The organism is Chitinimonas taiwanensis DSM 18899 (assembly GCF_900119825.1).
Classification (GTDB): Bacteria; Pseudomonadota; Gammaproteobacteria; order Burkholderiales; family Chitinimonadaceae; genus Chitinimonas; species Chitinimonas taiwanensis.
This window is the reverse complement of the sequence record NZ_FPKR01000001.1, coordinates 148022-173027: the sequence shown is the minus strand read 5'-3', so window position 1 is coordinate 173027 and position 25006 is coordinate 148022. Positions and strand designations below refer to the sequence as shown.

Annotated in this window: 15 protein-coding genes, 2 pseudogenes and 1 riboswitch; of the genes and pseudogenes, 10 read left to right on the top strand and 7 right to left on the bottom strand. The window is 64.1% G+C overall.

Features of this window, described 5'->3' with window-relative positions; all coding sequences use genetic code 11:
• Positions 1 to 25: 25 nt before the first annotated feature.
• The 3 genes from BT173_RS00785 to metK form a co-directional block, all read right to left on the bottom strand.
• Complete coding sequence (locus BT173_RS00785) at positions 26 to 604, bottom strand: hypothetical protein (protein WP_072426713.1); 579 nt, start codon at positions 602 to 604, stop codon at positions 26 to 28.
• A 193-nt stretch (positions 605 to 797) separates the two neighbouring features.
• Entirely contained in the window at positions 798 to 2426 is a 1629-nt protein-coding gene (gene eptB / locus BT173_RS00780; RefSeq protein WP_217651370.1) for a kdo(2)-lipid A phosphoethanolamine 7''-transferase, read from the bottom strand.
• A gap of 120 nt (positions 2427 to 2546) precedes the next feature.
• Positions 2547 to 3716: a methionine adenosyltransferase gene (gene metK / locus BT173_RS00775; RefSeq protein WP_072426711.1), complete on the bottom strand. Its 1170-nt coding sequence runs from the start codon at positions 3714 to 3716 to the stop codon at positions 2547 to 2549.
• Positions 3717 to 3806: 90 nt separating this feature from the next.
• Between metK and BT173_RS00770 the strand changes: the two genes are divergently transcribed.
• Positions 3807 to 4673, top strand: a complete 867-nt coding sequence (locus tag BT173_RS00770; RefSeq protein WP_072426710.1) for a lysophospholipid acyltransferase family protein — start codon at positions 3807 to 3809, stop codon at positions 4671 to 4673.
• Positions 4670 to 5530, top strand: a complete 861-nt coding sequence (locus tag BT173_RS00765; RefSeq protein WP_072426709.1) for an LpxL/LpxP family acyltransferase — start codon at positions 4670 to 4672, stop codon at positions 5528 to 5530. Before BT173_RS00770 ends, BT173_RS00765 begins: the two co-directional genes overlap by 4 nt.
• Before the next feature lie 64 nt (positions 5531 to 5594).
• Here BT173_RS00765 and BT173_RS00760 read toward each other — a convergent pair whose 3' ends face one another.
• Complete coding sequence (locus tag BT173_RS00760; protein WP_072426708.1) at positions 5595 to 6245, bottom strand: protein-L-isoaspartate O-methyltransferase family protein; 651 nt, start codon at positions 6243 to 6245, stop codon at positions 5595 to 5597.
• A gap of 143 nt (positions 6246 to 6388) precedes the next feature.
• Positions 6389 to 6491, top strand: a riboswitch (TPP riboswitch).
• Between the two features lie 47 nt (positions 6492 to 6538).
• Here BT173_RS00760 and thiC point away from each other — a divergent pair.
• Positions 6539 to 8458, top strand: a complete 1920-nt coding sequence (thiC, locus tag BT173_RS00755; RefSeq protein WP_072426707.1) for a phosphomethylpyrimidine synthase ThiC — start codon at positions 6539 to 6541, stop codon at positions 8456 to 8458.
• Between the two features lie 73 nt (positions 8459 to 8531).
• On the opposite strand, the gene BT173_RS00750 is transcribed toward thiC, so the two are convergent.
• The 3 genes from BT173_RS00750 to BT173_RS00740 all read right to left on the bottom strand — a co-directional run bounded on the left by BT173_RS00750 (position 8532) and on the right by BT173_RS00740 (position 17813).
• Entirely contained in the window at positions 8532 to 11249 is a 2718-nt protein-coding gene (locus BT173_RS00750) for a hypothetical protein (RefSeq protein WP_139255980.1), read from the bottom strand.
• A gap of 341 nt (positions 11250 to 11590) precedes the next feature.
• Positions 11591 to 14320: a hypothetical protein gene (locus BT173_RS00745; RefSeq protein ID WP_139255979.1), complete on the bottom strand. Its 2730-nt coding sequence runs from the start codon at positions 14318 to 14320 to the stop codon at positions 11591 to 11593.
• A gap of 172 nt (positions 14321 to 14492) precedes the next feature.
• Complete coding sequence (locus tag BT173_RS00740) at positions 14493 to 17813, bottom strand: DEAD/DEAH box helicase (RefSeq protein WP_139255978.1); 3321 nt, start codon at positions 17811 to 17813, stop codon at positions 14493 to 14495.
• 155 nt (positions 17814 to 17968) lie between these two features.
• Here BT173_RS00740 and BT173_RS00735 point away from each other — a divergent pair, with 155 nt between their 5' ends.
• The 7 genes and pseudogenes from BT173_RS00735 (at position 17969) to hslV (ending at position 24903) form a co-directional block, all read left to right on the top strand.
• Entirely contained in the window at positions 17969 to 19180 is a 1212-nt protein-coding gene (locus BT173_RS00735; RefSeq protein WP_139255977.1) for a hypothetical protein, read from the top strand.
• A gap of 132 nt (positions 19181 to 19312) precedes the next feature.
• Positions 19313 to 20128: pseudogene (locus BT173_RS19790) on the top strand (DUF1186 domain-containing protein); the annotation flags it as partial.
• Positions 20129 to 20176: 48 nt separating this feature from the next.
• A pseudogene (locus BT173_RS19975) lies at positions 20177 to 20284 on the top strand (SEC-C metal-binding domain-containing protein); the annotation flags it as partial.
• 23 nt (positions 20285 to 20307) lie between these two features.
• Positions 20308 to 20631 carry a rhodanese-like domain-containing protein gene (locus tag BT173_RS00725; protein ID WP_072426701.1) on the top strand — a complete coding sequence of 108 codons (324 nt, stop codon included), beginning with the start codon at positions 20308 to 20310 and terminating at the stop codon, positions 20629 to 20631.
• A gap of 88 nt (positions 20632 to 20719) precedes the next feature.
• Positions 20720 to 22864 (top strand): penicillin-binding protein 1C, encoded by a 2145-nt coding sequence (pbpC, locus tag BT173_RS00720; protein ID WP_084658022.1) that lies wholly within the window; start codon positions 20720 to 20722, stop codon positions 22862 to 22864.
• Between the two features lie 196 nt (positions 22865 to 23060).
• The gene (locus BT173_RS00715) at positions 23061 to 24275 is read left to right on the top strand and encodes an STAS domain-containing protein (protein ID WP_139255976.1); all 1215 of its coding nucleotides are present in this window, start codon (positions 23061 to 23063) and stop codon (positions 24273 to 24275) included.
• A gap of 94 nt (positions 24276 to 24369) precedes the next feature.
• Entirely contained in the window at positions 24370 to 24903 is a 534-nt protein-coding gene (gene hslV, locus BT173_RS00710) for an ATP-dependent protease subunit HslV (RefSeq protein ID WP_072426699.1), read from the top strand.
• Positions 24904 to 25006 lie beyond the last annotated feature (103 nt).

Sequence of the window (25006 nt, the reverse complement as noted above, 5' to 3'; positions counted from 1 at the left end):
CGCCCGTCGCCTCGCGGGGTCAACCCTACTGCGACGCGGGTTCCATAGAGAGCGCAGTCGACTCGCTGATGGTGGCCTTGACCTGGTCGCCCGGTTTCACCAGCCCAAGCAGGGGCTTGTCTTCCACCTCATAGGTTGTGGTGCGCTCCGGTCCCTTCAGCGTGATCTGACCACTGGCCATGTCGACGGACGCCACGTCGGCCATCAGTACCAGCTTGTGACGTACCCAGCCACCGGGTTTGCTACCGGGGGCGGCACGCGCGCCCTCCGCGCTTTCCAGGCGCATGCGCACATTGAGCTTTTCCTTGAGCAGTTCCAGTTCCACGGTCTCGCGATAGCGTACCGTCAGATGGTCACCCACTTTAACGTTGGCGAAATTACGCACCTCGGGCCCAACAAACAGGGTGGTGGCGTTGCCGCTGCTGCCTATGAGGCGCACTAGGCGCGCCTCTTGATCGATATCCGATACCACAGCCTCGATTTTTCCCACCGTGCTCACGCGGCTCTTGCCGCTGATGCTGGCCTCGGCCGGTGTGTCGCTGGCGAGGCTGGGCAGGGAAAGGCTGCCGAGCAGGATGGCGAGAAGTAGCGCAGATGATTTCATACAACCTCCTGGCCCTCGCGGGGCCGTTCTTGATCCGGCGGACTGTGCCGCCTTCCAGCCCGGGCCGGGGGCTGACCGGTTGTGAAACAAGGACTTGTGGTATGGCATATCGTCCTCGCCTTCGCCAGCCGGGCAAGAAAAAGGGCAAGCCTGTTGGCTTGCCCCGTGGATACGATAGCGGCCTGAACTCAGCTCAAGGCTGGGCGGCTGCCGTGTAGTCGCACCAGTTATTGCGTGCCGCAATGCCGCCATTGGGCGAGCTATAACCGAGACAGCCGAGCACGCTGTCGAACAGCTCCTCATGGCGACCAACCTTGCCCTTATTGGCCAGCAGCTTGAGCTTTTCGAAACCGGCGCGGCGTGCGGGTGCGGCCAGAAAGCGGTCGGAGGCCCAGACCAGCATCGGCACACGGAACTGCTCGGGCGGGGCGACCTCACGCGGGGTGGCGTGGAAGTGGGCGTTCTCGCCGATCGATTCGCCATGGTCCGAGGTGTAGAACAGAATGGCCTGCTTGTCGCGCAGGCGGTCTATGGCCTGCTTGAGCACATAGTCGACATAGCGCACGCTGTTATCGAAGGAATTGAACAGCTGCGCCTCGCTGCAGGCGGCATCAATGCCCAGGCATTCGGGGAAGAAGTGCGCGAAGCCCTGCGGATAGCGTTGGCTGTACAGATAGTGCGAGCCCTTGGTGTGCAGGACGATCAGATGCTTGCCCTTCGGATGGCGCTGCAGCGATTTGTCCATCTCCTCGACCAGCAGCATATCGTCGATGGGCTTGCCGCTATCGGCATAGGCCGAGGCCAGCACCTCGCGGATTTCATAGCGATTGGCATGCAGGCTGTTGTAGAACCAGACCTCACTCTGCATCGAATACAGCTCGGAGCTGAAACCGAGGTCTTTGAGCACGGCAAAGACATTGTTTTCCTTCACCGTGCGCTGGGTATTGTTCTCCGCCCCCCCCTCGCGTACGAACATGCAGCGAAGCGAGAGCTTGGTGGCGGTGTCGCAGGCATGGCCGTTGAAGGCGACCAGATTCGGCTCCTGTGCCAGCAGCGGATTGGTATCGCGTTCGTAGCCGAGCAAGCTCATATGGTCGGAGCGGGTGGTTTCGCCGATCACGAACACCACATAGGTGTCATCCATCGGCGCGGCAGCCTGGTAGTGGAAGGCCTTGGCCGGGTTGAACAGGTCCTGGCGCTTGGCACGTGCATCGCTCTGCAGCTGGTAAAGATGCAGGCCAAGGCCCGACAACCAGTTGGTGGGCAGATAGCTGTGCGCGACGATGCCGCCCACGCTGGCCGTGTACTCATTGCCGGCCAGCGCTTGGCGTTTCTTGATCTGGGTGATGGCTTGCAGGCTCAGCGCACACAGCACGCCGGCCAGCAGCGCGCCAGCCAGCAGGCGCCAGCGCCAGCCGAAGCGGCGGCCGGCCTCGGGCGTGAACGGGCTGCGCCAGATCAGCCATAGCGCGGGCAGGGCGGCGATCGATAGCCAGATAAAGAACTTGAAGCCGAGCGACTCCTTGGACAGATCGACGTCCAGGGTCAGCACCGAGATCACCACCCCGTAGCCGACCACCACCTTGAAAAAGGTCATGTAATAGCTGGCGGCAGCCGAAAACAGCAGCAGCGCGCTGGCCAGCGGCCGGTATACCCAGCGCCCGCCCAGTGCCAGCAGGGCCAGTAGCGCATAGCACAGCAGCACCATGGCCAGCGCTTCCAGCGCCGTGCTCAGGCCATTGCCGCCCTTGCTCAGCCGTTGACCGAAGACCGATAGATTGAGCACCCCGCCGATATACAGGGCCAGGATCAGGGAAGTCACAGCAGGCCCCAGGCGGGGCAGGAAGCGCAGCATCGGCGGGCTCAAAACGGCGAGATTCGTTAAAAAGGGGCGAAAAAATACCCCGACGATGTCAGGGTATTTCGAAGCGATGGGGCTAGCTTACAGGCCGGCGTCGGCGCGCAGTGCCTCGGCCTTGTCGGTCGCTTCCCAGCTGAATTCCGGCTCTTCACGGCCGAAGTGGCCGTAAGCGGCGGTCTTCGAATAGATCGGGCGCAGCAGGTCCAAGGTCTGCACAATGCCCTTTGGACGCAGGTCGAAGTGGCGTTCGATCAGCTCGACGATCTTCTCATTGCTGATCTTACCGGTCTCCCAAGTATCGACCATGATGGACACCGGCTTGGCGATGCCGATGGCGTAAGCGACCTGCACCTGGCACTGGCGGGCAATGCCGGCGGCCACGATGTTCTTGGCGATATAACGACCCATATAGGCGGCCGAGCGGTCGACCTTGCTCGGGTCCTTGCCCGAGAAGGCGCCACCACCGTGTGGTGCGGCACCGCCATAGGTATCGACAATGATCTTGCGCCCGGTCAGGCCGCAGTCGCCCTGCGGGCCACCGATCACGAAGCGCCCCGTCGGGTTGATGAAGTACTTGATATCACCCTTCATCAGCTCGGGCGGCAGCACCGGCTTGACGATGTCTTCGATGACCGCCTCTTCCAGCGTCTTGTGGGCAATATCCGGGTGGTGCTGGGTGGACAGCACGATGGTGTCGATGCCGATCGGACGGCCGGTGTCGGCGTCGTAGCGCAGGGTGACCTGCGACTTGGCATCCGGGCGCAGCCAGGGCAGGCGGCCATCTTTACGCAGTTCCGACTGGCGCTGCACAAGGCGGTGCGAAAGATAGATGGCGGCCGGCATCAGGGTCGGCGTTTCATCACAGGCGTAGCCGAACATCAGGCCCTGGTCGCCAGCACCCTGGTCGAGGTCCAGCCCCTGGCCTTCGTTGACGCCCTGGGCGATATCGGGCGATTGCTTGTCGTAGCCGACCAGCACCGCGCAGCCCTTGTAGTCGAAACCCAGCTCCGAGCTGTCGTAACCGATGCGACGGATGGTTTCGCGCGCAACCTGGATGTAATCGACATTCGCATGGGTGGTGATTTCACCGGCCAGCACGCACAGCCCGGTGTTCACCAGGGTTTCGGCGGCCACGCGGGCGTGCTTGTCCTGCGCCAGGATGGCGTCGAGGATGGCGTCCGAAATCTGGTCGGCAACCTTGTCGGGATGGCCTTCCGAAACCGATTCGGAAGAGAACAGGAACTCGCGCATGGATTTTTCCTCTTGTCGCTAGGCCGCTGAAGCAGCGGTCTGGTGGTCAAACCCGCTAAAATGAGCGGATTCGAATGAACTGTGATCTGGATGCTGACTTTACTACTGCGTTTCGTGGCGGCTTGGCCCTTGCTGCTGCTGCATACCCTGGGTGTGCTGGCTGGCTGGCTAGCCTGGCTGCTGGATAGCGGCTTTCGCCAGCGTATGCGCGACAATCTCCGCCAAGCCTATCCCGCCGATTATAACCGTTTGTTAACACGCAGCATCGCCCAGAATGGGCGCGGCGCATTAGAGCTGTTGGCGGCCTGGGCGCGTCCCGCTCATGCAGTCAGCAAGCTGGTGCGCGATTGCCAGGGCTGGCAGCACGCCGAGGCTGCGCTGGCCGCCCAGCGTCCGATCATCTTCGTTACCCCGCATCTGGGCAGCTTCGATATCGCCGGCCGCTATGTCAGCAGCCTTCTGCCCTATCCGCTGACCGCCATGTACCGGCCGCCCAAGCTCAAGTGGCTGGAACCGCTGATGCAGGCAGGCCGCGCGCGCGATAACGGCCGTACCGCGCCGGCCACCGGTGCTGGTGTGCGCATCCTGATGAAGGCGCTCAAATCGGGTGAGGCGACGGTGATCCTGCCCGACCAAGCACCGGGTGCGGGCGAAGGCATCTGGGCGCCCTTCTTCGGCAAGCCGGCTTACACCATGACCCTGCTGCCGCGACTGGCCGAGGCCACCGATGCGGTGGTGCTGTTCTTCTTTGCCGAAAGGCTGAGCTGGGGACGTGGCTTCAAGGTCCATATCCAGCCCATGCAGGGCGCATTCAGCGGCGACAAGCTGGCCGATGCGACCGTGCTTAACCAGAATATCGAGAGCCTGATCAAGATGGCCCCCACGCAATACCTGTGGTCGTACAACCGTTACAAGCACCCAGCCGGTGCGCCGCTGCCCGATGAGGTGCAAGCATGAGCCGCCTGGTGGCAGGACTGATGTGGCTGCTGCATTGGCTGCCGTTTCGGCTGATGGCGCTGCTGGGCAGTGCGCTGGGGGGACTGCTCTACCACCTGGCCGGTTCGCGCCGCCGCATCGGCCAGACCAATCTGCGCCTGTGCTTCCCGCAGATGCCCGAGGCCGAGCGCACGCGCTTGCTGAAAGCGCATTTCGTGGCGGTGTCGCGCATGCTGCTCGAATACGCGTACTGCTGGTTCGCCTCGCGCGAACGGCTCAAGCGCATGATGCGCATCGAGGGACTCGAACATCTGCGCGCGCTGGATGGTCAGCCGGTCATCCTGGTCATGCCGCATTTCACCGGCCTCGATATGGCTGGCCTGCGCGTCTCGCTCGAGGTGCCGGTGGTCAGCATCTATTCCAAGCAGAAGGATGCGGGCCTCGACGCCTACGTCGAGCAGAAACGTCTGCGTTTCGATACCGGCATCGTGCTATCGCGCCAGGCCGGCATACGTCCGGCGCTGAAGGCGCTCAAGCAGGGCTATCGCTTCTACTACTTGCCCGATCAGGACTTCGGCGCGCGCGACTCGGTGTTCGCGCCCTTCTTCGGCGTGCCGGCGGCCACGATCACTGGTCTGTCGCGCTTGGCGAAGGCCTCGGGCGCCAAGGCCCTGCCCTGCTATCCGCGCCGCGAGGCCGATGGCTATACGCTGGTGATTGAGCCGCCCTTGGCCGATTACCCGAGCGAGGATGTGGAAGCGGATGCCGCGCGTATGAATACAGTAATCGAGGCCCAGGTGCTCAAGCAGCCCGAGCAGTATTTCTGGCTGCACAAGCGCTTCAAGACCCGACCGCCGGGCGAACCGGATCTGTATTGATTTCCAGCCACCCAAACAAAAAGCCCGACCAATGGTCGGGCTTTTGTTACCAACGTGCAGCGGATCAGAACGCGAAGCGCGCCGGCTGCGGTGCATTGACCAGCGGGGCAATCACGGTTTCGAACAGCTTTTCTTGCTTGATCGAACCGGCCAGCTTGGTGAACACCGAGGCGGTCATGGCGGGCTCATCACCGACGATGGCAAACAAGCGGCCGCCTTCGGCCAGCTGCTCGAACAGGAAGTCGGGCACGCTCGGGTAGGAGCCGCTGGCCACGATCACATCGTAAGGTGCGTGCTTGCTCCAGCCGCGCACCGCATCACCCACTTCCACCGTCACGTTCTGGATGCCGGCAGCGGCCAGATTGGCGCGTGCCTGTTCGGCCAGGGCCGGGTCGATTTCAACCGAGTAGACCTGCTTGCTCAGCTTGCCGAGCAGCGCGGCCAGATAGCCCGAGCCCGTGCCGATTTCCAGTACGCGTTCCTTGCCGGTCAGCGCCACTTCCTGCACTGCGCGTGCTTCCAGCTTCGGGCTCCACATGCGGGCCGAGGCGCTGAGCGGGATTTCCATATCGACCAGCGCCAGTTCGCGCCGCGCGGCGGGGACGAAGTCTTCGCGCTTCACGACCGACAAGAGACCGAGCACGGTCAGGTCCAGCACATCCCAAGGACGAATCTGCTGCTCAACCATATTGAAACGGGCTTGTTCCCAATCCATGGGGCTTCCTTTCCAGACCAAAGCGCCGCTATCTGGCAGCGGCGCGGGCGTTGAAATCAAATCCTTGTAATTATTTCATACTTGCCTTAGCTTCACAGCACTTCGGCAAGCGGCAAGGTTCTGTTTTCGCAAGACCAGCTTGCCCGAGACGCTAGGGGTTCTGTGCCGCATCGCCGGCACGGATGAGAAAAACCCTTTGCACCTGACCCGGTTAACACCGGCGTAGGGAAGCGTCGCACGGTTGTCCGCATTCCGTCCCCCGCCCGTCCCTGCGCCGTTCATGGAGTAGCACAATGAACGCGCCAAGCAATCAATTCCTCTCGCAAACCGCCCATGTCGATGAAGCCTCGGTGCAGCCGTTTCCGGCTTCACGCAAGGTCTATGTAGAGGGCTCGCGCCCCGATATCCGCGTCCCGATGCGCGAAATCACCCAGACCGACACGCCTACCAGCTTCGGCGGCGAAAAAAATCCACCGATCTATGTGTACGACACTAGCGGCCCCTACACCGACCCGGCTGTTGCCATTGATGTCCGCAAGGGTCTGAACCCGCTGCGCGCCGGCTGGATTGCCGAGCGTAACGACACCGAGCAGCTCGATGGCATGAGCAGCCAATATGGCCGAGAACGCGAAGCCGACCACAGCCTCGACGTGCTGCGCTTCAATCTGCAACGCAAGCCGCTGCGCGCCAAGGCGGGCGCCAATGTCACGCAGATGCATTACGCCAAGCAGGGCATCATCACGCCCGAGATGGAATACATCGCCATCCGCGAGAATCTGCAGCGCGAACAGTACATCGAATCGCTGAAAGTTGCCGGCGGCAAGCTGGCCGACCGCATGGTCGATCTGCTCACGCGCCAGCATCCGGGCCAGAGCTTTGGCGCGGCCATTCCGCCCGTGATCACCCCTGAGTTCGTGCGTCAGGAAGTCGCTCGCGGCCGCGCCATCATCCCTGCCAATATCAATCACCCTGAATCGGAACCGATGATCATCGGCCGTAATTTCCTGGTGAAGATCAACGGCAATATCGGCAATAGCGCCGTTACCTCCAGCATCGAGGAAGAAGTCGCCAAGATGACCTGGGGCACGCGCTGGGGTGCCGACACGATCATGGACCTGAGCACGGGCAAGAACATCCATGAAACGCGCGAATGGATTCTGCGAAACTCGCCCGTGCCGATCGGCACCGTGCCCATCTACCAGGCGCTCGAAAAGGTCAACGGCAAGGCCGAGGATCTGACTTGGGAGCTGTTCCGCGACACGCTGATCGAGCAAGCCGAACAGGGCGTGGACTACTTCACCATCCACGCCGGCGTCCTGCTGCGCTATGTGCCGATGACCGCCAAGCGTATGACCGGCATCGTCTCGCGCGGCGGCTCGATCATGGCCAAGTGGTGCCTCGCGCATCACAAGGAAAACTTCCTTTACACGCACTTCGAAGACATCTGCGAGATCATGAAGGCCTACGACGTGTCGTTCAGCCTCGGCGACGGCCTGCGCCCCGGCAGCGGCTGGGATGCCAATGATGAAGCGCAGCTGGGCGAGCTGAAAACCCTGGGCGAACTCACGCAAATCGCCTGGAAGCACGACGTACAGACCATGATCGAAGGCCCCGGCCACGTGCCGATGCAGCTGATCAAGGAAAACATGGACCTGCAGCTTGACTGGTGCGACGAGGCGCCGTTCTACACCCTGGGCCCGCTGACCACCGACATCGCCCCCGGCTACGACCACATCACCAGCGCGATTGGTGCGGCGCAGATCGGCTGGTACGGCACCGCCATGCTCTGCTACGTCACGCCCAAGGAACACCTTGGCCTGCCTAACAAGGACGACGTGAAGGAAGGCATCATGGCCTACAAGATCGCCGCCCACGCGGCCGACTTGGCCAAGGGCCACCCGGGCGCGCAGATCCGCGATAACGCGCTATCCAAAGCCCGCTTCGAGTTCCGCTGGGAAGACCAGTTCAACCTCGGCCTCGACCCCGACCGCGCCCGCGAATACCACGACGAAACCCTGCCTCAGCAAGGCGCCAAGGTCGCGCACTTCTGCTCGATGTGCGGCCCGCATTTCTGCTCGATGAAGATCACGCAGGATGTGCGCGACTATGCGGAGAAGGAGGGGATTGCGGCGGAAGAGGCGTTGCAGAAGGGGATGGAAGTAAAGTCGATTGAGTTTGTGAAGCGGGGGGCGGAGGTTTATCACAAGGAATAGGCCGCTCAGCCAAAGAAAAAGCCGGCAATTGCCGGCTTTTTCTTTGGGCCTACGTGGCAGTAAATCTGCACCGCTAAGGTGCTGATTTGCGCCACAGATAGGTACGCAAGCTAGGCGTGCCCGCCACGCCGATTCTACGTGCGCCAGTGCTGCTACGCAGCGCACTCGGAATCGGCGCCACTACCAGCTTCTCATTACCCACCACGAAGAGAGTCTGACCATCGGGGCTAATGGTGGCGCGTGGTCTTGGGCAGCTGCCGTCGGTGCGGCGGCAACCCGGGTAGGCGGTCAGGTCGAACTGGCCGACTTCGGTGAGGGCAATGCTGCCTGAGCTTGCTTGGCTGCTGTCGTAGACGAAGACGCGTGGCAGCTGGGTGGGCGCTTGGTCAAAGTTGCCCATATCGCTGTCCGCATAGGCAAGCACGTAGGCGCGTTTGCCATCCGGCGAGATCAGCCCGGCCTGAACGACGTGGGTGCTGGGCAGGCTGGGTAGCTGGCCGATCAGGCCAAAGTTGCGGTCACGTACCGTGCTGAAGTCAAACAGCACGCGATTGCCGTCCGCCGACAACTGCATATCGTAGGAGAAGGTCAGCGCAGCCGGGTTGGTCTTCAGCAGGCCTTCGCTGCTATCCAGGTAAAGCATGGGTGGGTCGGAGCTGATGCTGGCGCTTTGTACCACCAGCATGCGTTCACCATTACGTGCCATAACCATCCAGGGGCCGCCGTAGAAGCTGGTGGATAGCTCGGCTTGCTGCGGGCGGGGCTTTAGGCTGCGGCTGCGGTGGTCGAAGTACTGCAGCGTTGCCCAGGATTGCCCGACTGCCAGCCAAGCGCGGCCATCGTTGCCGGTGGGAATGCCGTTACTGAGATAAGTCAGGCTCCCCAGGAGGCTCTCGCTGCTCTGCAGGCTGAATTCAGTATGCAGGTTGGCGGCATTGAGCAGGCGCAGGATGCCGGACTTGCTGCTGACCAGCAGCTGTTGGCCATCCGGTCCGATGCCGGCATCGAGGATGGCCGGGATACTGACCGAATCCAGACTCCAGCCTGCCTGGGCATCAAAACGCATGCGATCGAGTGTTTCGCCTTCCACATTGACCGCATACACGGCCTGGCGCTCGGCATCGAACAGGATGGTGCGCTTCTTGCCCGCGGTAGCCAGTGCGGCGGCCGGATAGCTGCGCGCGGCGATCACGCGCAGTTCCGTGCTGCCGCTACCGAGACCCAGCGCATTCCCTATGCCGATTACGTGCTTGCCGGTATTGGTGGGGTTCACGCTTAGCAGCAGCTGGGTGTCGCTCAGCCGGCTGATCTGACTGGCGGCCAAGCCGCTCAGCTGCAGGCGTGCGGCTAGGTCCTGCACCTTATCGAAGCCGCGCCCGCGCACATAGACTTCGGCGCCCTGGTTCTGCACCAGCAGATAGGGTCCAACGTAATGCACTTCCGGGATGGCCTTGCGCAGACTGACTTTGAAGCTGACCGGGCTGATCTGGGTCTGGGGCGCGCGCACGGTCACCGTGGCTTCCGACTCAGCGAAGTTCGTCATACTTTCCAGCTCGCTGCTATCGACCTGGTAGCGCAGTGCCTGGCCGGTCTGGCCGCTGGCATTGAGCAGCTTGAGCCAGGTCGCATCGCTGCTGGCGCTCCAGACCACGGTATTGCCGGCGGCCAACGTGATCGCAACTTGCCCCTGCAGTGCATTGCTGCTGGTTTCGGCGGTGACGCTCAGTTGCTGATCGGCCGGTTTCACCAGACCTGCCCCCACTGTGAGCGATACCGGTACCACGATGGGCGTGCCCGGCGCGGCAGGGTTGAACAGGATCTGCGCGTTATAGCTGCCCTGGCTGAGCGTGGCCGCCGATGCCACCACGCTGGCACCAGTGGCGGTGCGTTGCACGTTCAACCAGCCTTGGGTGCTCTGCACATACTCACCATTCGCTTGCTGATAGGCGGTGTAGATGCCAAGCGTGGTGTCGTCCCAAGAGGGTAGTGTGACATTCAGGGTCTGAGGCGCGCTGCTGGCGTTTTCGGTGCTTGCCAGGCTCAGGCTTGATGGGCTGACCTGCAGATCGCGGTCGCCACCCGGCGGCGGGGTGACTGTGTAACGAACCGGCACATTGACCAAGCGACCGCTGGCGCGGATCTCGATATTGCCGAAATAGATGCCCGAACGTAGCGATTTGAGCGTGACCGGCAGCTCGCCGATACCATGCACGCCGGTGCGCAGCCAGGCGCCGTCCGAACGAACCGTATCGCTGAAGCTGCCGCCGGGGCCATCCGGATGATTGACCTTCAGCACGGCGCTCGCCTCATTGCCGCTGACGGCCACGATGTTCAGCTCGCTCGGCGTGACGGTCAGGCCCTTACGCACCTTCACGGTGTAACTGACCGGCAGTGGTGTACCGCCTATGGTGCGTGTGCAGGCCGCATCTTCACAGGCCTTGAGCAGCACGCGCCCGCTATAGTTGCCTGGCGCGAGCGAGGCCCTGGGGCGCAGGCTGAAGCGCGCCTGTGTACCCTCGATCACCGCATCGATATAGGGATCAATGCCTTCGCCTTCCGCGACTGCACCGATATACAGATCGCCGCTCGGCGTGCCGCTGCTGCTGGCAATCACCACCGCTGGCGTAACCGTCTGGCCTTCTTCGAAGTCGAAACTGACGCTGCTGCGATCCAGGCTGACCCGGAAGCCGCTGCTGGGCGGTGTGCCTCCCGCATCGCTACCGCCACCCCCGCCACAGGCGAGCAATACGCTGAGCAGGCTCAGCCCCAAGAATGTTCTGATTTTCGGCACGACTTCCCCTGATGGTCTGCTTGTGGCAGCGCTTCGATCTTCTCGGCGATAGGCCGGGCGCCAATATCCCGACCGGCTGTAGCCGCCGTCAACACTCATATGGTGCATGGGTATGGCTTTGCCGCTTCCTTGGTTCTTGCGCAACAGAAGTGCGCTGTTTTGCTTCGTGCAGGAAGGGATGGGTACCGAGGAAGCGCTGCGGAGAATAGTGCCGTGAAGTCGATTGAGTTCGTGAAGCGCGGGGCGGAGGTTTATCACAAGGAATAGGCCGCTCAGCCAAAGAAAAAGCCGGCAAGCGCCGGCTTTTTCTTTGGGTCATCTAGGCAATCAAGCTAGCACCGCTAGGCGGCGGACTTGCGCCACAGATAGGTGCGCAAAACCGGCGTGGCAGCCGTCCCATTGCTGCGTGCGCCAGTGCTGTTACGTAGCGTGCTCGGAATCGGCGCGACCACCAGCTTCTCATTGCCCACGACGAACAGGGTTTGGCCATCCGGGCTGATGGTGGCGCGCGGGCGGATGCAGCTTGCCTCGTTACTGCGGCAGGCAGGGTAGTCGATCAAGTTGAACTGCCCGACTTCTGCCAGGACAAGGCTACCCGGGTTGGCTGCGCTGCTGTCGTAAACGAACACGCGTGGTACGGACGTGGCCGGGGCATTGGGATTGAGCATATCGCTGCTTGGGTACGCCACCACGTACACGCGCGTGCCATTGGGGGCCATGGCGCTGGCGCGACGGACGTAGCCTGTAGGCAGGGCGGGCAGTTGTCCCAGCAGGGTAAAGTTGCTGTCGCGCACGGTTTCGAAGTCGAACAAGACTCGGCTGCCATCGTCGGAGAGTTGCATCTCGTAAGCCCAGCTCATATTGCCGGCATTGCGCTTGAGCATATCGATGCTGCTATCGAGATAGAGCATGGGCTTGGGGGCGGTATTGCTGGCATTAGGTACCACCAGCAGGCGCTCGCCATTGCGCGCCATGGCGAGCCAGGGGCCGCCATCGAAATCTTCGGCAAGGCCCGCTTCGCGGTTGGTATGCGTGACGATGCGCTGACTGCGATGGTCAAAATAGCTGAGCGTGCTGCCCCAGCCTTCCCCGCTTGCCAGCCAGGAGCGGCCATTATGGCCCGCCGGAATACCCTGGCTGACGTAGCTCAGTGCTTCCAGGAAACCCGCTGTATGGTTGAGCGTGAGGTGCGTGCTGAAGTCGTTGGCGTCGATCAGTCGCAACACCTTCTGCTTGCTGCTCACCACCAACTGCGTGCCGTCCGGCCCGATACCAGCGTCCAGAATCGAGGGGACATTGATGGCATCTCTTTGCCACGCGCTACCGTTAAAGCGGATGCGCTCAAGCGTCTGGTTTTCAACATTGACGGCATAGACCGCCTGGCGCTCCGCATCAAACAAGATGGTGCGCTTGTTGCCTGGTGTGGCGATGGCAGCCGCCGCATAGCTTTGCGCACCGCCTACCTGCAGCGTTGCGGCATCGCTACGCAAGCCGAGCGTATTGCGAATGCTGGCCGATATGCTGTTGCCCGCAGTGGGGCTGATTTCCACCAGCAACTGCGTATCACTGATCCGGCTGACCTTGCTGGCGACCTGCCCACTCAGCTGCAAGCTGCTGGCCACATCTTGCAGCTGGCTAAAGCCGCGCCCGCTCAGGTAGACCTGGTTGGTCTGCCCCTGTAGCAAGAAGTAAGGACCCGCGAAGTGCACTTCTGGCAAGGCTTTACGCAGGCTGACTTTGAAGCTGACGGGGCTGATGGCCGCCAAGGCGGGGCGGACCGTGATGGTGGCCTCGCTATCGCTGAAATTGGGCAAGCTCTCCAGCGCGCTTGCATCGACCTGATAGCGCAGTGCCTGACCGGTTTGACCATTGGGATTGAGCAGCTTCAACCAGCTGGCATCGCTACTGGCCGTCCAGCTCACGGTGCCCGTACCCAGCAGCGCGATACTCGTTTGGCCTTGCAGTGCACTGCTGCCGCTCTGTGCCTGAATGCTGATTTGCTGATCGGCAGGCTTCTGCAGGCCAGCCCCCACGGTGAACGAGACCGGCACGACAACAGCCGTGCCTGGCGCGGAGGGGTGAATCAGAATCTGGGCCTGGTAACTCCCCTGGCTCAATTTGGCCGCCGACGCGCTCACGCCGGCACCGGTCGCGGTACGCTGCACGCTTAACCAGCCGCTATTGCTCTGTACCCACTCACCATTCGGCTGCTCATAGGCCGTGGCAAAGCTTAGGGTATCGCTGCCCCAGGTGGGCAGATCAATCTGCAGCGCCTGGCTTGCGCTCGTGGCACCCTCGTTGGCCGCGAGGCTCAGGCTCTGCGGCGAGGCGCGTAGATCGAACTCCCCCCCTGGTGGTGGGGTGACCGTGTACTTGACCGGTACCGAGATCATGCGCGAGCCGGTGCTGATTTCAATGCTGCCCTGATAGACCCCGCTGCGCATCGAACGGAAGCTGACAGGCAGTTCGCCAACGCCATGCGTACCGGTACGCAGCCAGGCGCCATCAGAAATGGGCTTATCGCTGAAGCTGCCGCCGGGGCCGTCCGGGTGGGTGATCTTCAACACGGCCGCCGCGGTATTGCCGCTCACCGCCGATACCTCCAGCGGGTTCGGGCTCGCCGACAAGCCAGGGCGAACCCGGATGCTGTAGCTGACCGGTAAGGGTGTGCCCCCGATCGTGCGGCTGCAGGCCGCATCCTCACAGGCCTTAAGCAGGACACGGCCGCTGTAGTTACCGGCCGCGAGTGAGGTTTTGGGGCGTAGGGTAAAGCGAGCCTGGGTGCCCTCGATGACGGCCTCGATATAAGGATCGATGGCCTCCCCTTCGGCGACGGCACCGATATAGAGGTTGCCGCTCAAGCTGCCGCTGCTGCTGGCGATCACCACCGCAGGGGTGGCCAGCGTGCCGGCCTCGTAGTCGAAACTCACACTGCTGCGATCCAGCGTCACACGGAAGCCGGTGCTGGGTGGCGTGGTACCACCGCCATTGTCGCCACCGCCTCCACCACCGCCGCAAGCCAGCAATACGCTGAGCAGGCTCAGCCCTACAAAAGTCCTGATGTTTAGCACAGCTCCCCCTTAGATCATCCGCTTCTGACGGAAAAAGACTTGGTATCGGTATCAAGCCGGGGGCCAATATCCGGAGCGGATCCGGACGTGGTCAACGCTCAAATGGGGGAAAGGCGTACATTTCGTAGCAGCCTGGGGCTTTCAGCAACAGCGGTGTGGTAGCCCAGCCTGTTCAGCCCAGGGGCGCCAGCAGGCTGGCCAGCTCGCTGGCGTCGAACTTGACCGTGTCGAGGCCGTCTTCGCCCAGCACGCCTGCGGCCAGGGAGGCTTTGCGTTGCTGCAGCTGCAGGATGCGGCTTTCGATGCTGCCGGCCACGATCAGCTTGTAGACGAACACTGGTTTGTCCTGGCCGATGCGGTGGGCGCGGTCGGTGGCCTGGGCCTCGGCGGCCGGGTTCCACCAGGGGTCGACATGGATGACGGTATCGGCGCGGGTCAGGTTCAGGCCTACCCCACCGGCCTTCAGGCTGATCAGGAAGATGGGCACTTCGCCAGCCTGGAAGCGCGCCACCGGTGTGACGCGGTCGCGCGTGCTGCCGCTGAGCTTCACATAGGGCAGGCCGATCGCATCGAGCTCGGCCGCGATCAGGCCGAGCATGCTGGTGAACTGCGAGAACACCAGTACGCTGCGCCCCTCGGCCACCAGCTCGGGCAGCATGCCCAGCAGGGCCTCCAGCTTGGCGCGTTCGCTGACCGCCATGGCGCTGTCGGTCTTCAAGAGGCGCGGGTCGCAGCACACCTGGCGCAGCTTGAGCAGGGCGTCGAGGATGTCGATATGGCTGCGTGCAAAGCCCTTGCCGGCCACCGCCTGCGCCACCTTCTTGTCCATGGCGGCACGCACGGTTTCATACAGCTCGCGCTGCGCGCCCTGCAGTTCTACCTCGTGCACGATCTCGGTCTTGGTGGGCAGTTCGCGCGCCACCTCGTCCTTCTTGCGGCGCAGGATAAAGGGCTTGATGCGGCGCGCGAGCAGCGCCTGGCGCTCGGCATTGGCGTTCTTTTCGATGGGCTGACGCCACAGGCGGGTGAAGCTTTTCTCGTCGCCCAGAAAGCCGGGCAAGAGGAAGTCGAACTGCGCCCACAGCTCGCCCAGATGGTTCTCAAGCGGGGTACCGGTCAGCGCCAGGCGATGGCGCGCGTTCAGGCCGCGCACCGCTTCGGCCGCGCGCGCGGCGGCATTCTTCACTGCCTGCGCCTCGTCCAGAATCAAGAGGTGATACGCGTGCTGCTTGAGTTCAGCCAGATCGCGCCAGACCAGCGCATAGCTGGTGATGACCAGATCGTGTTCGGCAATGCGCGCGAAATCGGCATGGCGTTGCGGGCCGTGCAGGGCCAGCACGCGTAGGCCGGGGGCAAAGCGGCGCGCCTCGTTCTGCCAGTTGTGGATCAGGCTGGTGGGCAGCACGATCAGCGCAGGCTGCTGCAAACGGCCGGCTTCCTTTTCCAGCAGGATGTGAGCGAGGGTCTGGGCTGTTTTTCCCAGGCCCATATCGTCGGCCAGGATGCCGGCCAGATCGTGATCGCGCAGGTATTGCAGCCAGCTCAGGCCCTGCAGCTGATAGGGGCGCAGCGCCAGTTGCAGGCCGCGCGGCGCGGCCACCGCGCTGACCCCGGCCGCACCCTGCAGGCGGCGCGCAAACGCGCGTACCCGCTCCAGCCCCTCGGCCTGCCAGCCGCTCAGTGCATCCAAGAGCCGCGGCGCGTCGTGCAGGCTGATCTGCAGCGGCGCCTCGCTCACCTGGTCGAACAGCTCGGCCAGCATCTTCAATAGTGGCTTGATGCGTGCGGCCGGCACGGCCAGCCTCTGGCCGGCCTGGGTGTGCAGGATCACCCGGTCTTCGTCTTCGCACTGGCTCCAGTGGCTGGCCTTCAGCCACTGTGGCTGGCGCTGCACCAGATCGGCCAGCATTGGCGCGAGTGCATGACGCTGGCCGTCGAATTCGACCTCCATCGCCACCGCCCAGCCCTGCTGATCCTCGACAATGGCGGCATACCAGGCCTTGGGTTCGGCCACTTGGTGGCGGCAGCCGGGGCGGATCTCGATACGCCAGCCGCGCTCGCGCAGCTTGTCCAGGTCCTGGCGCATGAATAGCGGCCAGTCGCGTTCGTGGGAGAGTCCCATCAGGCCGCGTGCCTTGGCTAGGTCATCGGCCTGCGCCACCAGCCGGCTCGGCGCCACGGTTTTCAGGCCGAGCTTGTGCAATTCCTTGATGCGACGCGCCTCGGCCGGCCCATTGCGGCGCACCAGCACCAGCTTGCCCTCGTTGTTGTACTGCTGGCTGTCCGCGTCGCCCGGCTCGAGCACAAAGCCGGCGTAGTCAAAGCGCGGGATGGCGATATCGTAATCGGCGCGTCCCAACTCGAAGTCGTAATCGCGATGTTCCTTCCAGCCGAAGGTGGGCAGCCGATCGAGTATCAGGATGGGTGTTGGCTCCACGCGCAGCTCGGGCTGACTAACGGCCGCCGGCAATAGTGGCTCGGGCAGTTGTTCGCGCAATGCGTTCACCACCAGGGGTAGATCGGCCTCGGCCAGCGGCGGCAGTGCCAGCACCTGGCGCAGCAGTGCCCAGTCGGCACCCGGCTGCAGCTCGCCCACTTCGCCGCGCGCCATATCCAGATAGTGCGGCGTGCCAAGCGGCAGACACAGCGCGCTGGGCTGGCAGCTCAGCTGCGGAAACAAGCGCCCCAGCCCATCGCGCTGCCAGTCTAGGCCGGCCGATCGTGGCGCGGCCGCTGTGAGCGGGCCGGCAAAGCCGAGCGGGCTGTCCTCCACATACAGGCGCCCGGTGGCGAGCAGCTGCTGCAGCACCGCCACATCGTTGCGCCCGGCCAGCGCGTAATCGCCCACCGACCAGCGCGGCTTGGCCGGCATGGCGTGCACCAAGCGCAAGATGGCCAGGTCGTCCTCGTCGATAAAGCTGATCGGCTTGCGGAATGCGCCGTCCAGATTGCTCCAGCGCTCGCCGGCCTGACGCAAGGGTGCTTCGCCGGCCGGCCGGGCCTTGAAGAAGCTGAGCCCCGGCGCATGCTGGCCAGCCGGATGCAGCAAGTAGTAAAGCTGTTGCGCAGGCGGACTGGGCTGGGCGCTGCTCGTCTTGCCTGGCTTGGCCTGACTGCTCTGGAAGTCGGCCAGCCAGGCCAGCACGGCCGGGTTGACCGCGGCCACTTCGCGGCTCACCGCAGCCGGCAGCGCGGCCAGCAGCACGGCGGCCGCGTGCTCGCACTGGTGGCCTACCGGGCACGTGCATTCGGCCAGCGCCTGCCAGCGCCCGAATGGATTGAGGCGGAAGGCGATATCCACGTGATAGGGACGGGCCGCCTCAGCCTGCACTTCGGCCAGCAGCTGCTGGCGGTGCCAGCGCAGCTGGGCAATGCCGGCCAGATGGCGCGCGCCACGCTGCACCACGGCCTCGCCCAGCCAAAGGGCGATATCGCGGTGGGAATACTCGGGCGTGGCGGACATGGTGGCAGGCGCGGCGGAAGGGGCCGCCATTGTAGGGCGTGCAGCCCAGGCTGGGCAGCGCCGGTGATATGTCACTTGCCGCCGCCTAGTCGGCGGCTCAAACTGCGCGGCGTGCCGAATTTATGCCAGCGTCTTGGCGCCAGCGTGGCCGGCCTTTTCTTATATTCAATCAAAAGATACAGACCATGAACTTAAAAAGATCCTTGGGGGTTGGAATCAGCCTGCTCAGCCTCTTGCTGGGCGCTTGCGCCAGCGTGACGCCGAAGTCGCCCGATGTGCTGGCGCGCGCTGCGCTGGAAAACCAGCTGCTTGAGCAAGGCTTCAATTTCACCGCCACCGGGCGCGTTGAAGAGGTGAAGTTCACCAAGCAGGGCGAAGAGACAGTAGGCGCCCTGGGCAGCCTGATGGGGCCGCTGAGTGGTCTGCCGTCCGGCAGTGGCAGCAGCGCTGCGGACAGCTATCTGGGCATCGGCGTGGATTCGGTGAAGTCCCTGCGCTTCGAAGCCAAGGGCGCGGTGGATTTCACCACCAAGCGCCTGGAGATCGCCCCGACCCTGCGTTTCACGCGTCGCAATCTGGATGGCAGCATTTCCCTGCCCATGCTGATCGATGGCCGTGAGATGGCGCTGTACTTCGATGCCGCCGCGATTGACTGGGCGATTCCCGGCCTGCGCGAGCGTCAGGGCCAGCTGATCCGCCTGCCTGGCAATGATCTGGTCAAGAAGCTCGATACTGAGCGCCTGCTGCAGGACATGCGTGGCGCGGCGCGCGATGCTTATGGCGCGATCCGTAACGACAGCTTCACCATGCTGCCGCTGAGCGAGGGCGACAAGCGCGAAGGCGTGGCCTACAAGGTGCGCCTGAAGCTGGATGCCGATCAGCAACGGGATTTCACTGCACGCTGGATTGATGCCATGGTGCGCGCGGCCGAGACCCAGTACCGTCTGCTGTTCCCGAACGAGGATGCGGCCACTGTGCAGGGCATGGGCATGGTGATGAAGACCATGATGAGCGGCACCCGCTCGGAAGTGGACTCGCAGCTGCTGATCGACAGCAAGGGCCGCCTGATTGGTACCGAGACCGATAACCGGGTCGAGCAGAAGGAGATCAGCATGCGCTTCCACACCTCGGCACGCCTGTCGCGCTTTGGCCAGCCGCAGTTCGACCTGCAGCCTGCGGTCAGCGGCGCCTATGACGTTAGCGAGCTGAAGAATCTGTTTGGCAGCCGCCGCCATGCCAGCGACGAGGCCGACGCGGATGCCGATGCAGCCAGCGCCATGGAGGAAGAGGCCGAGTTGGAAGCTGAAGTGGAAGAGCCGGCACCGGTTGCGCCAGCGGCCAAGCCCAAGGCAAAAGCCAAGGCCAAGCAGAAGTCCAAGACCAAGCGCAGCAACTGATTCTCTACGCGGCTTTGTTCAGAAACCCGGCCCCGCGCCGGGTTTTTTGCGTGCTGCGCTGCCTGGGCGAGCGGCTGGCTTACAATGACGGCCATTGCGGCCAGCCGGACCGCCCCGAATTGAAAGCACGCCATGACCGAGCCCACTGTCACCCTGACGCCCGAACAGGAAGCCGCCCTGCCGCAAGACTGGCCCACGATGGCCGCCCAGCTTGAGCACTACCAGGAAGACTTTCCGCTCCTGGCCCTGCATGCCGCGCTGCGCCAGCCGGCGCTGAGCGTGGCCCCGCTGCTGGCGGAGCTGAGCGCCTGCGCGGCTGCACCGGCCCAGCGCACCGACGACGAAACCGGCTGGATGCTGCATCTGTATGCGATGCATCTGCTGGCCACGCTGCGCGAGCCGCAGGCCTTTGCCCCGCTGCTGGCCATTGCCCGCCTGGATGGCGAGACGCTGGAGAATCTGCTCGGCGACCATCTGACCGAAGGCCTGCCGCGCGCGCTGGCCGCGACCTGCGCAGCGGGCCAGGAGGATGCACTGCAGACGCTGGCCGGCGATCGCACGGCCTATTTCTGGAGCCGCTCGGCCGCGCTGCGCGCGCTGGCCTTGCGTACGCTGGAAGGCGATTACCCGCGTGCCGCGCTCTTGGCCTGGCTGCAGGGCGAAGCCGAGCGTGAGGCGGCGCGCATGCAGGACGAGGGCCTGGACCCCGAGCAGGGCAGCGAGACCGACTATCTGTCCGAGCTGGTGGTGACGCTGGAGGAGATCGGCGCGGCCGATATGGCTGATCAGGTGGCGGAATGGTTCGAGGACGGTCTGATCGACGATGCCTTCCTTGAGCTGGCCGAATCGCAGAAGCGCCTGCAGCGCAGCTGGGCCGAGTGCGTGGCCGAGGAGCTTGACCATGGTTGGGGCTATCCGCGCGACATCATCGCGGAAATCGGCCGCTGGGCCTGCTTCCAGCCGGACGAGGACGATGAGGACGAAGACGCCGAGCGCGAGCCACAGACCCCGATCAAACGTGAGGCGCCCAAGGTAGGTCGCAACGACCCCTGCCCCTGCGGCAGCGGCAAGAAGTACAAGAAGTGCTGCGGCGCGAACGCCTGAAGCCAAACCCGGAATAGACGAGCATGAAACAACTGAACCCTAGCGAGCTGGCCGCCTGGCTGGCCGATGACAGCCGCGCCAAACCCCTGCTGCTGGATGTGCGCGAGCCGCATGAATTCGCCATCTGCCGGATCGCTGGCGCCGAGAACCGCCCGATGCAGAGCATCCCGGCCAGCCTTGATCAACTCGATGCCGAATTGCCCACCGTGGTGATCTGCCACCACGGCATGCGCTCCTACCAGGTCGGCGCCTTTCTCGAGCGGGCCGGCTTCGCCGATATCTATAACCTGAGCGGCGGTGTGGCCGCCTGGGCCGACCAGGTCGAGCCGGGCATGGCGCGCTACTGAGTGCGCGAGGCAAAAAAAACGGCGCCGACCTTAGGGGCCGCGCCGTTCAGTATCCTGCAGGGGAGGCAGGACTCGAGGGAGAAACACAATGAAACATAAGGCCAACGCGCCTCATGTTCGTTGTGACGCACTGCAACAGCGCAAGTTCCCCGCCCTGTCCTTTTTGCTACCGGCCGTCCTGCTCTTGGCCGGTTGTAGCGATCTGCCCGCGCCTGCCCAGGTGCGTGCGGCTTGGCGCTCGTCCGAGGCCCTGCTGCTGGATAGGCAAGGCGAGCCGCTGCAGCGCAGCCGGGTCGACAAGCAGCTACGCAGGCTGGACTGGGTGCCGCTGGCGGCGATTTCCCCTACTGTGCTGCCCGCCGTGCTGGGTGCGGAAGACCGGCGCTTCTATCAACACCATGGCGTGGACTGGCGCGCGCTGCTCTCGGCAGGCGCCGATAGCCTGGGTGGCGAGCCGCGTGGTGCCAGCACACTGAGCATGCAGCTGACCAGCCTCTTGGATGCCGATCTGCGCGCCAGCGGCCAGCGCAGCATCGGGCAGAAGCTCGGGCAGCTGCGTGCGGCTTTGGCGCTGGAGCAGGACTGGGGCAAGGCGCAGATCGCCGAGGCTTATCTGAACCTCGCGCCGTTTCGCGGTGAGCTGGTCGGCATCGATGCGGCCAGCCGGCTGCTGTTCGGCAAGGCGCCGGCCGGGCTCGACCAGCGCGAGGCCCTGATCCTGGCCAGCCTGCTGCGCGCGCCGAATGCGCCGCCCGAGCGCGTGGCCGTACGTGCCTGTGCCTTGGCGCACTATCTGCATGCCAGCAGCAGCTGCGCGTCCCTGCGCGCGCTGACCCTGGCCACGCTGGGTGCGCCGCAGCAGGCGCTGCCGGGGCCGGACCTCGCGCCCGAGCTGGTCGCCCAGCTCAAGCCACAGCCCGGTCAGCAGCTGCGCACCAGCCTGGATGCCGGCCTGCAGCGCCGTGTGCGTGCCATTCTGCGCGAGCAGATTGCCCAGCTGAGCGGGCGTAATGTGCGCGACGCGGCCGCGGTGGTGCTGGATAGGCAGAGTGGCGAGGTGCTGGCCTGGGTTGGCCAGGTGGGCGAGGGGGCGAGTGCCCGCTTCGTGGATGGCGTGCTGGCGCCGCGCCAGGCCGGCTCCACGCTGAAGCCCTTTCTGTATGCGCTGGCCTTCGAGCGCCGCCTGCTCACGCCGGCCTCGCTGCTCGACGACAGCCCGGTCGCCTTGAGCACGCCGGCTGGCCAATATATTCCGCAGAACTACGACCGCAGCTTCCGCGGCCCGGTCAGCGTGCGCCTCGCGCTGGCCGGCTCGCTCAATATCCCGGCCGTGCGCACCCTGCTGCTGCTGGGCCTGGATGACTTCCATGCGCGCCTGAATGCGCTTGGCCTGCCCCTGCTACAGCCGGCTGCCTACTACGGCTATGGTTTAGCGCTGGGCGGAGCCGAGGTGCAGCTGATCGCGCTGAGTAATGCCTATCGCGCACTGGCCAATGGCGGCGAACTCAGTGCATGGCGTTTGACGCCGGGCAAAGCGCAGGCTGGTCGCGCGGTACAGGATGCAGGGGCTAGCTGGCTGGTTGGCGATATTCTGTCCGACCGCCTGGCCCGTGCGCCGGCTTTCGGCCTCGATAATCCGCTCGCCACCGCGGCCTGGTCGGCGGTGAAGACCGGCACCAGCAAAGATATGCGTGACAACTGGGCGGTGGGCTTCACCGAGCGTCATGTGGTGGGCGTGTGGGTGGGCAATGCGAACGGTGAGGCGATGTGGGATGTGTCGGGTGTGAGCGGCGCGGCGCCGGCCTGGCGCGCCATCGTCGCCTTGCTCGGCGGTTCAGCCCAGGGGCCGGCCATGCCGGCTGGGGTGCTGCGCCAGACCGTGCGCTACCAGCCTGAAGTCGAGCCGGCGCGTGAGGAAAGCTTTCTGGCCGGCACCGAGCAGGCCCGCATCGAACTGGCGGCCAGCCAGCTTGGGCCCAGTATCGTCTATCCTGCAGAGGGCATGATCGTGGCGCTCGACCCCGATATTCCCATCTCGCGCCAACGCATCTGGTTACGCGCCAGCCAGGCGGAAGGCCTGAGCTGGTGGCTGGATGGGCAGCGCTTGGGCAGCGCAGACGGGCCGTTGGCCTGGCAGCCCCAGCCCGGCCTACATCGCCTGGGCTTGGGGAGCAGTGCCACGCAGTGGCGTGACAGTGTGCGTTTCCAGGTGCGGGGCATGCGGCCTGGCTAGGGTGAAATGCGCCACACGCGGCTTGCAAAAAAATGCCCGGATCCTTGCTTGGCAAGGTTTTGCAACACTTTACGGCGTGCGTGGCAGACGCCTAAGACGTTAGAATCATTCAGCCGCGCCGTTTAACGCGGATCATCAGGACAAAATCGTGGTGTTTTCCTTCTTCAAGAAAAAGGACGTTGAGCCGGACCTGCCCATGCCAAGGCAGCCGCGCATCGTCCAGCCCAAACCCGCCCAGGCGCCAGGTTCGGCCGAGCCCGAAGCGGCGCCGGCCGCCGAGGAAAAGGCCGAAGCCCGCGAGCTGCCGGCGCTGGATTTCTCCACCGTCGGCTCGCTGACCATCTCGGAGGGCGGCGGCATCAATGTGATGGAGAGCAGTGATGTGCTGTCGCCGGCCATGGAGCAGGCCGCCATCTCCTTCGCGAATGATCAGCTCGACGACGCGATCAGCATTCTGGCCAGCGAACTCGACCATTGCGACCGCCGTTATGCGCTCGACACCTGGCTGATGCTGTTTGACCTGTACCAGATGCGCAACCGGCATGCCGAGTTCGACGAGCTGGCGTTGAAGTTTGTGGTGGCCTTCGAGCGCAGTGCGCCGGTGTGGCAAAGCGGCACCGGCACAGGCAGCGCCAAGCCGGCCGCACCGGCCCAGGCCAAGGCCGGTGGCCCCTATTTCCTGTTCCCACAGAAGCTGATTGGCGACGGTATCGAGGCCCTGCTCGACCAGCTGGAGAAGCTGACCCAGGGCGGCGTGCTGGTGCGCGTGGATTTTGGCCGTATTGAGGAAGTCGAATCGGCCGCCGCTGCCGCCATCGTGCAGCGCTTGGCCAAGCTGAAGAAAAAGAAGGCCAAGTTGCAGCCCACCGGCGGGCCTGGCCTGGCCGAAAAGCTCAAGGGCAAGATTGAGGTCATGCGCCGCGAGCCAGACGAAGCACCGTTCTGGCTCTTGCTGATGGAGGTCTACCAGTTCCTCGGCCTGCAGGAGGATTTCGAGAATGCCGCGGTCGATTACGCGGTGACCTTCGAGATGTCGCCGCCGTCCTGGGATGCCACGGCCAAGACCAAGACCGCGGCCGAGGTGGCCAAGGAGGAAGCGCGGCTGCGCGCCGAGGCGCCTGTGCCCGAGCCGGTGCAGGATGCTTTCGGCTTCGAAGGGCCGATCGTGGAAGCGACCGAGGCCAAGTTCGCCCCGCTGCAGCAGTACGCGAGCGAGCACGCCGAAGTGCGCATCGATTTCTCGCGCGTGAGCCGGGTCGATTTCGTCAGCGCCGGCATGCTGATGAATGTGCTGGTCGGGCTGACCGTGCAGGGCAAGCCGATCACCATCGTGGGTGCCAATGAGCTGGTGGTCGCGCTGTTCCGCATCATGGGCATTGCCGACATCGCCAGCATCGTGCGCAAGAAATAGGCGTTTTCCGCAGCGTCTGTCCGAAACGGCTTGCAATCCTGGCAAGCCGTTCCCATTTTCAGGCTTGTCGTTTCATTCAAAACGGGAAGTCTGCATGCAGCAATTCGACGGTACCACCATCGTCTCGGTCCGCCGTGGCGACAGCGTCGCCCTCGGCGGCGACGGCCAAGTGACGCTGGGCAATGTGGTGATCAAGGCCACCGCGCGCAAGGTGCGCAAGCTCTACCACGACAAGGTGCTGGTCGGCTTCGCCGGTGGCACCGCCGATGCGTTCACCCTGTTCGAGCGCTTCGAAGCCAAGCTCGAGAAGCACCAGGGGCATCTCTTGCGCAGCGCGGTGGAGCTCGCCAAGGACTGGCGTACCGACCGCATGCTGCGCCGCCTGGAAGCGATGCTGATCGTGGCCGACAAGACCGCCACCCTGGTGATAACCGGTAATGGCGATGTGCTGGAGCCTGAGCAGGGCATCGCGGCCATCGGCTCGGGCGGCGCCTTCGCCCAGGCCGCCGCCAAGGCCCTGTTCGACAATACCGAGCTCGACCCCGCCACCATCGTCAAGAAATCGCTCGAGATTGCCGGCGATATCTGCATCTACACCAATCACAACCATGTGATCGAAACGCTGTGAGGAGACCGGAGCAAGGGGTAAGGCGTGAGGTGTACTGATTTGCTGCTGCCATGCCGCCGACGCCCCATCCAGCTCCTGTGGCCTAGCCGCAGCTGAGACTCAC

What these genes read in the sequence shown, in the direction of transcription:
- BT173_RS00785 (WP_072426713.1), bottom strand. Translation starts at nt 604, where the DNA reads ATGAAATCATCTGCGCTACTTCTCGCCATCCTGCTCGGCAGCCTTTCC.
- metK (WP_072426711.1), bottom strand. Translation starts at nt 3,716, where the DNA reads ATGCGCGAGTTCCTGTTCTCTTCCGAATCGGTTTCGGAAGGCCATCCC.
- BT173_RS00770 (WP_072426710.1), top strand. Translation starts at nt 3,807, where the DNA reads ATGCTGACTTTACTACTGCGTTTCGTGGCGGCTTGGCCCTTGCTGCTG.
- BT173_RS00765 (WP_072426709.1), top strand. Translation starts at nt 4,670, where the DNA reads ATGAGCCGCCTGGTGGCAGGACTGATGTGGCTGCTGCATTGGCTGCCG.
- BT173_RS00760 (WP_072426708.1), bottom strand. Translation starts at nt 6,245, where the DNA reads ATGGATTGGGAACAAGCCCGTTTCAATATGGTTGAGCAGCAGATTCGT.
- thiC (WP_072426707.1), top strand. Translation starts at nt 6,539, where the DNA reads ATGAACGCGCCAAGCAATCAATTCCTCTCGCAAACCGCCCATGTCGAT.
- BT173_RS00740 (WP_139255978.1), bottom strand. Translation starts at nt 17,813, where the DNA reads ATGGCGGCCCCTTCCGCCGCGCCTGCCACCATGTCCGCCACGCCCGAG.
- BT173_RS00735 (WP_139255977.1), top strand. Translation starts at nt 17,969, where the DNA reads ATGAACTTAAAAAGATCCTTGGGGGTTGGAATCAGCCTGCTCAGCCTC.
- BT173_RS00725 (WP_072426701.1), top strand. Translation starts at nt 20,308, where the DNA reads ATGAAACAACTGAACCCTAGCGAGCTGGCCGCCTGGCTGGCCGATGAC.
- pbpC (WP_084658022.1), top strand. Translation starts at nt 20,720, where the DNA reads ATGAAACATAAGGCCAACGCGCCTCATGTTCGTTGTGACGCACTGCAA.
- BT173_RS00715 (WP_139255976.1), top strand. Translation starts at nt 23,061, where the DNA reads ATGCCAAGGCAGCCGCGCATCGTCCAGCCCAAACCCGCCCAGGCGCCA.
- hslV (WP_072426699.1), top strand. Translation starts at nt 24,370, where the DNA reads ATGCAGCAATTCGACGGTACCACCATCGTCTCGGTCCGCCGTGGCGAC.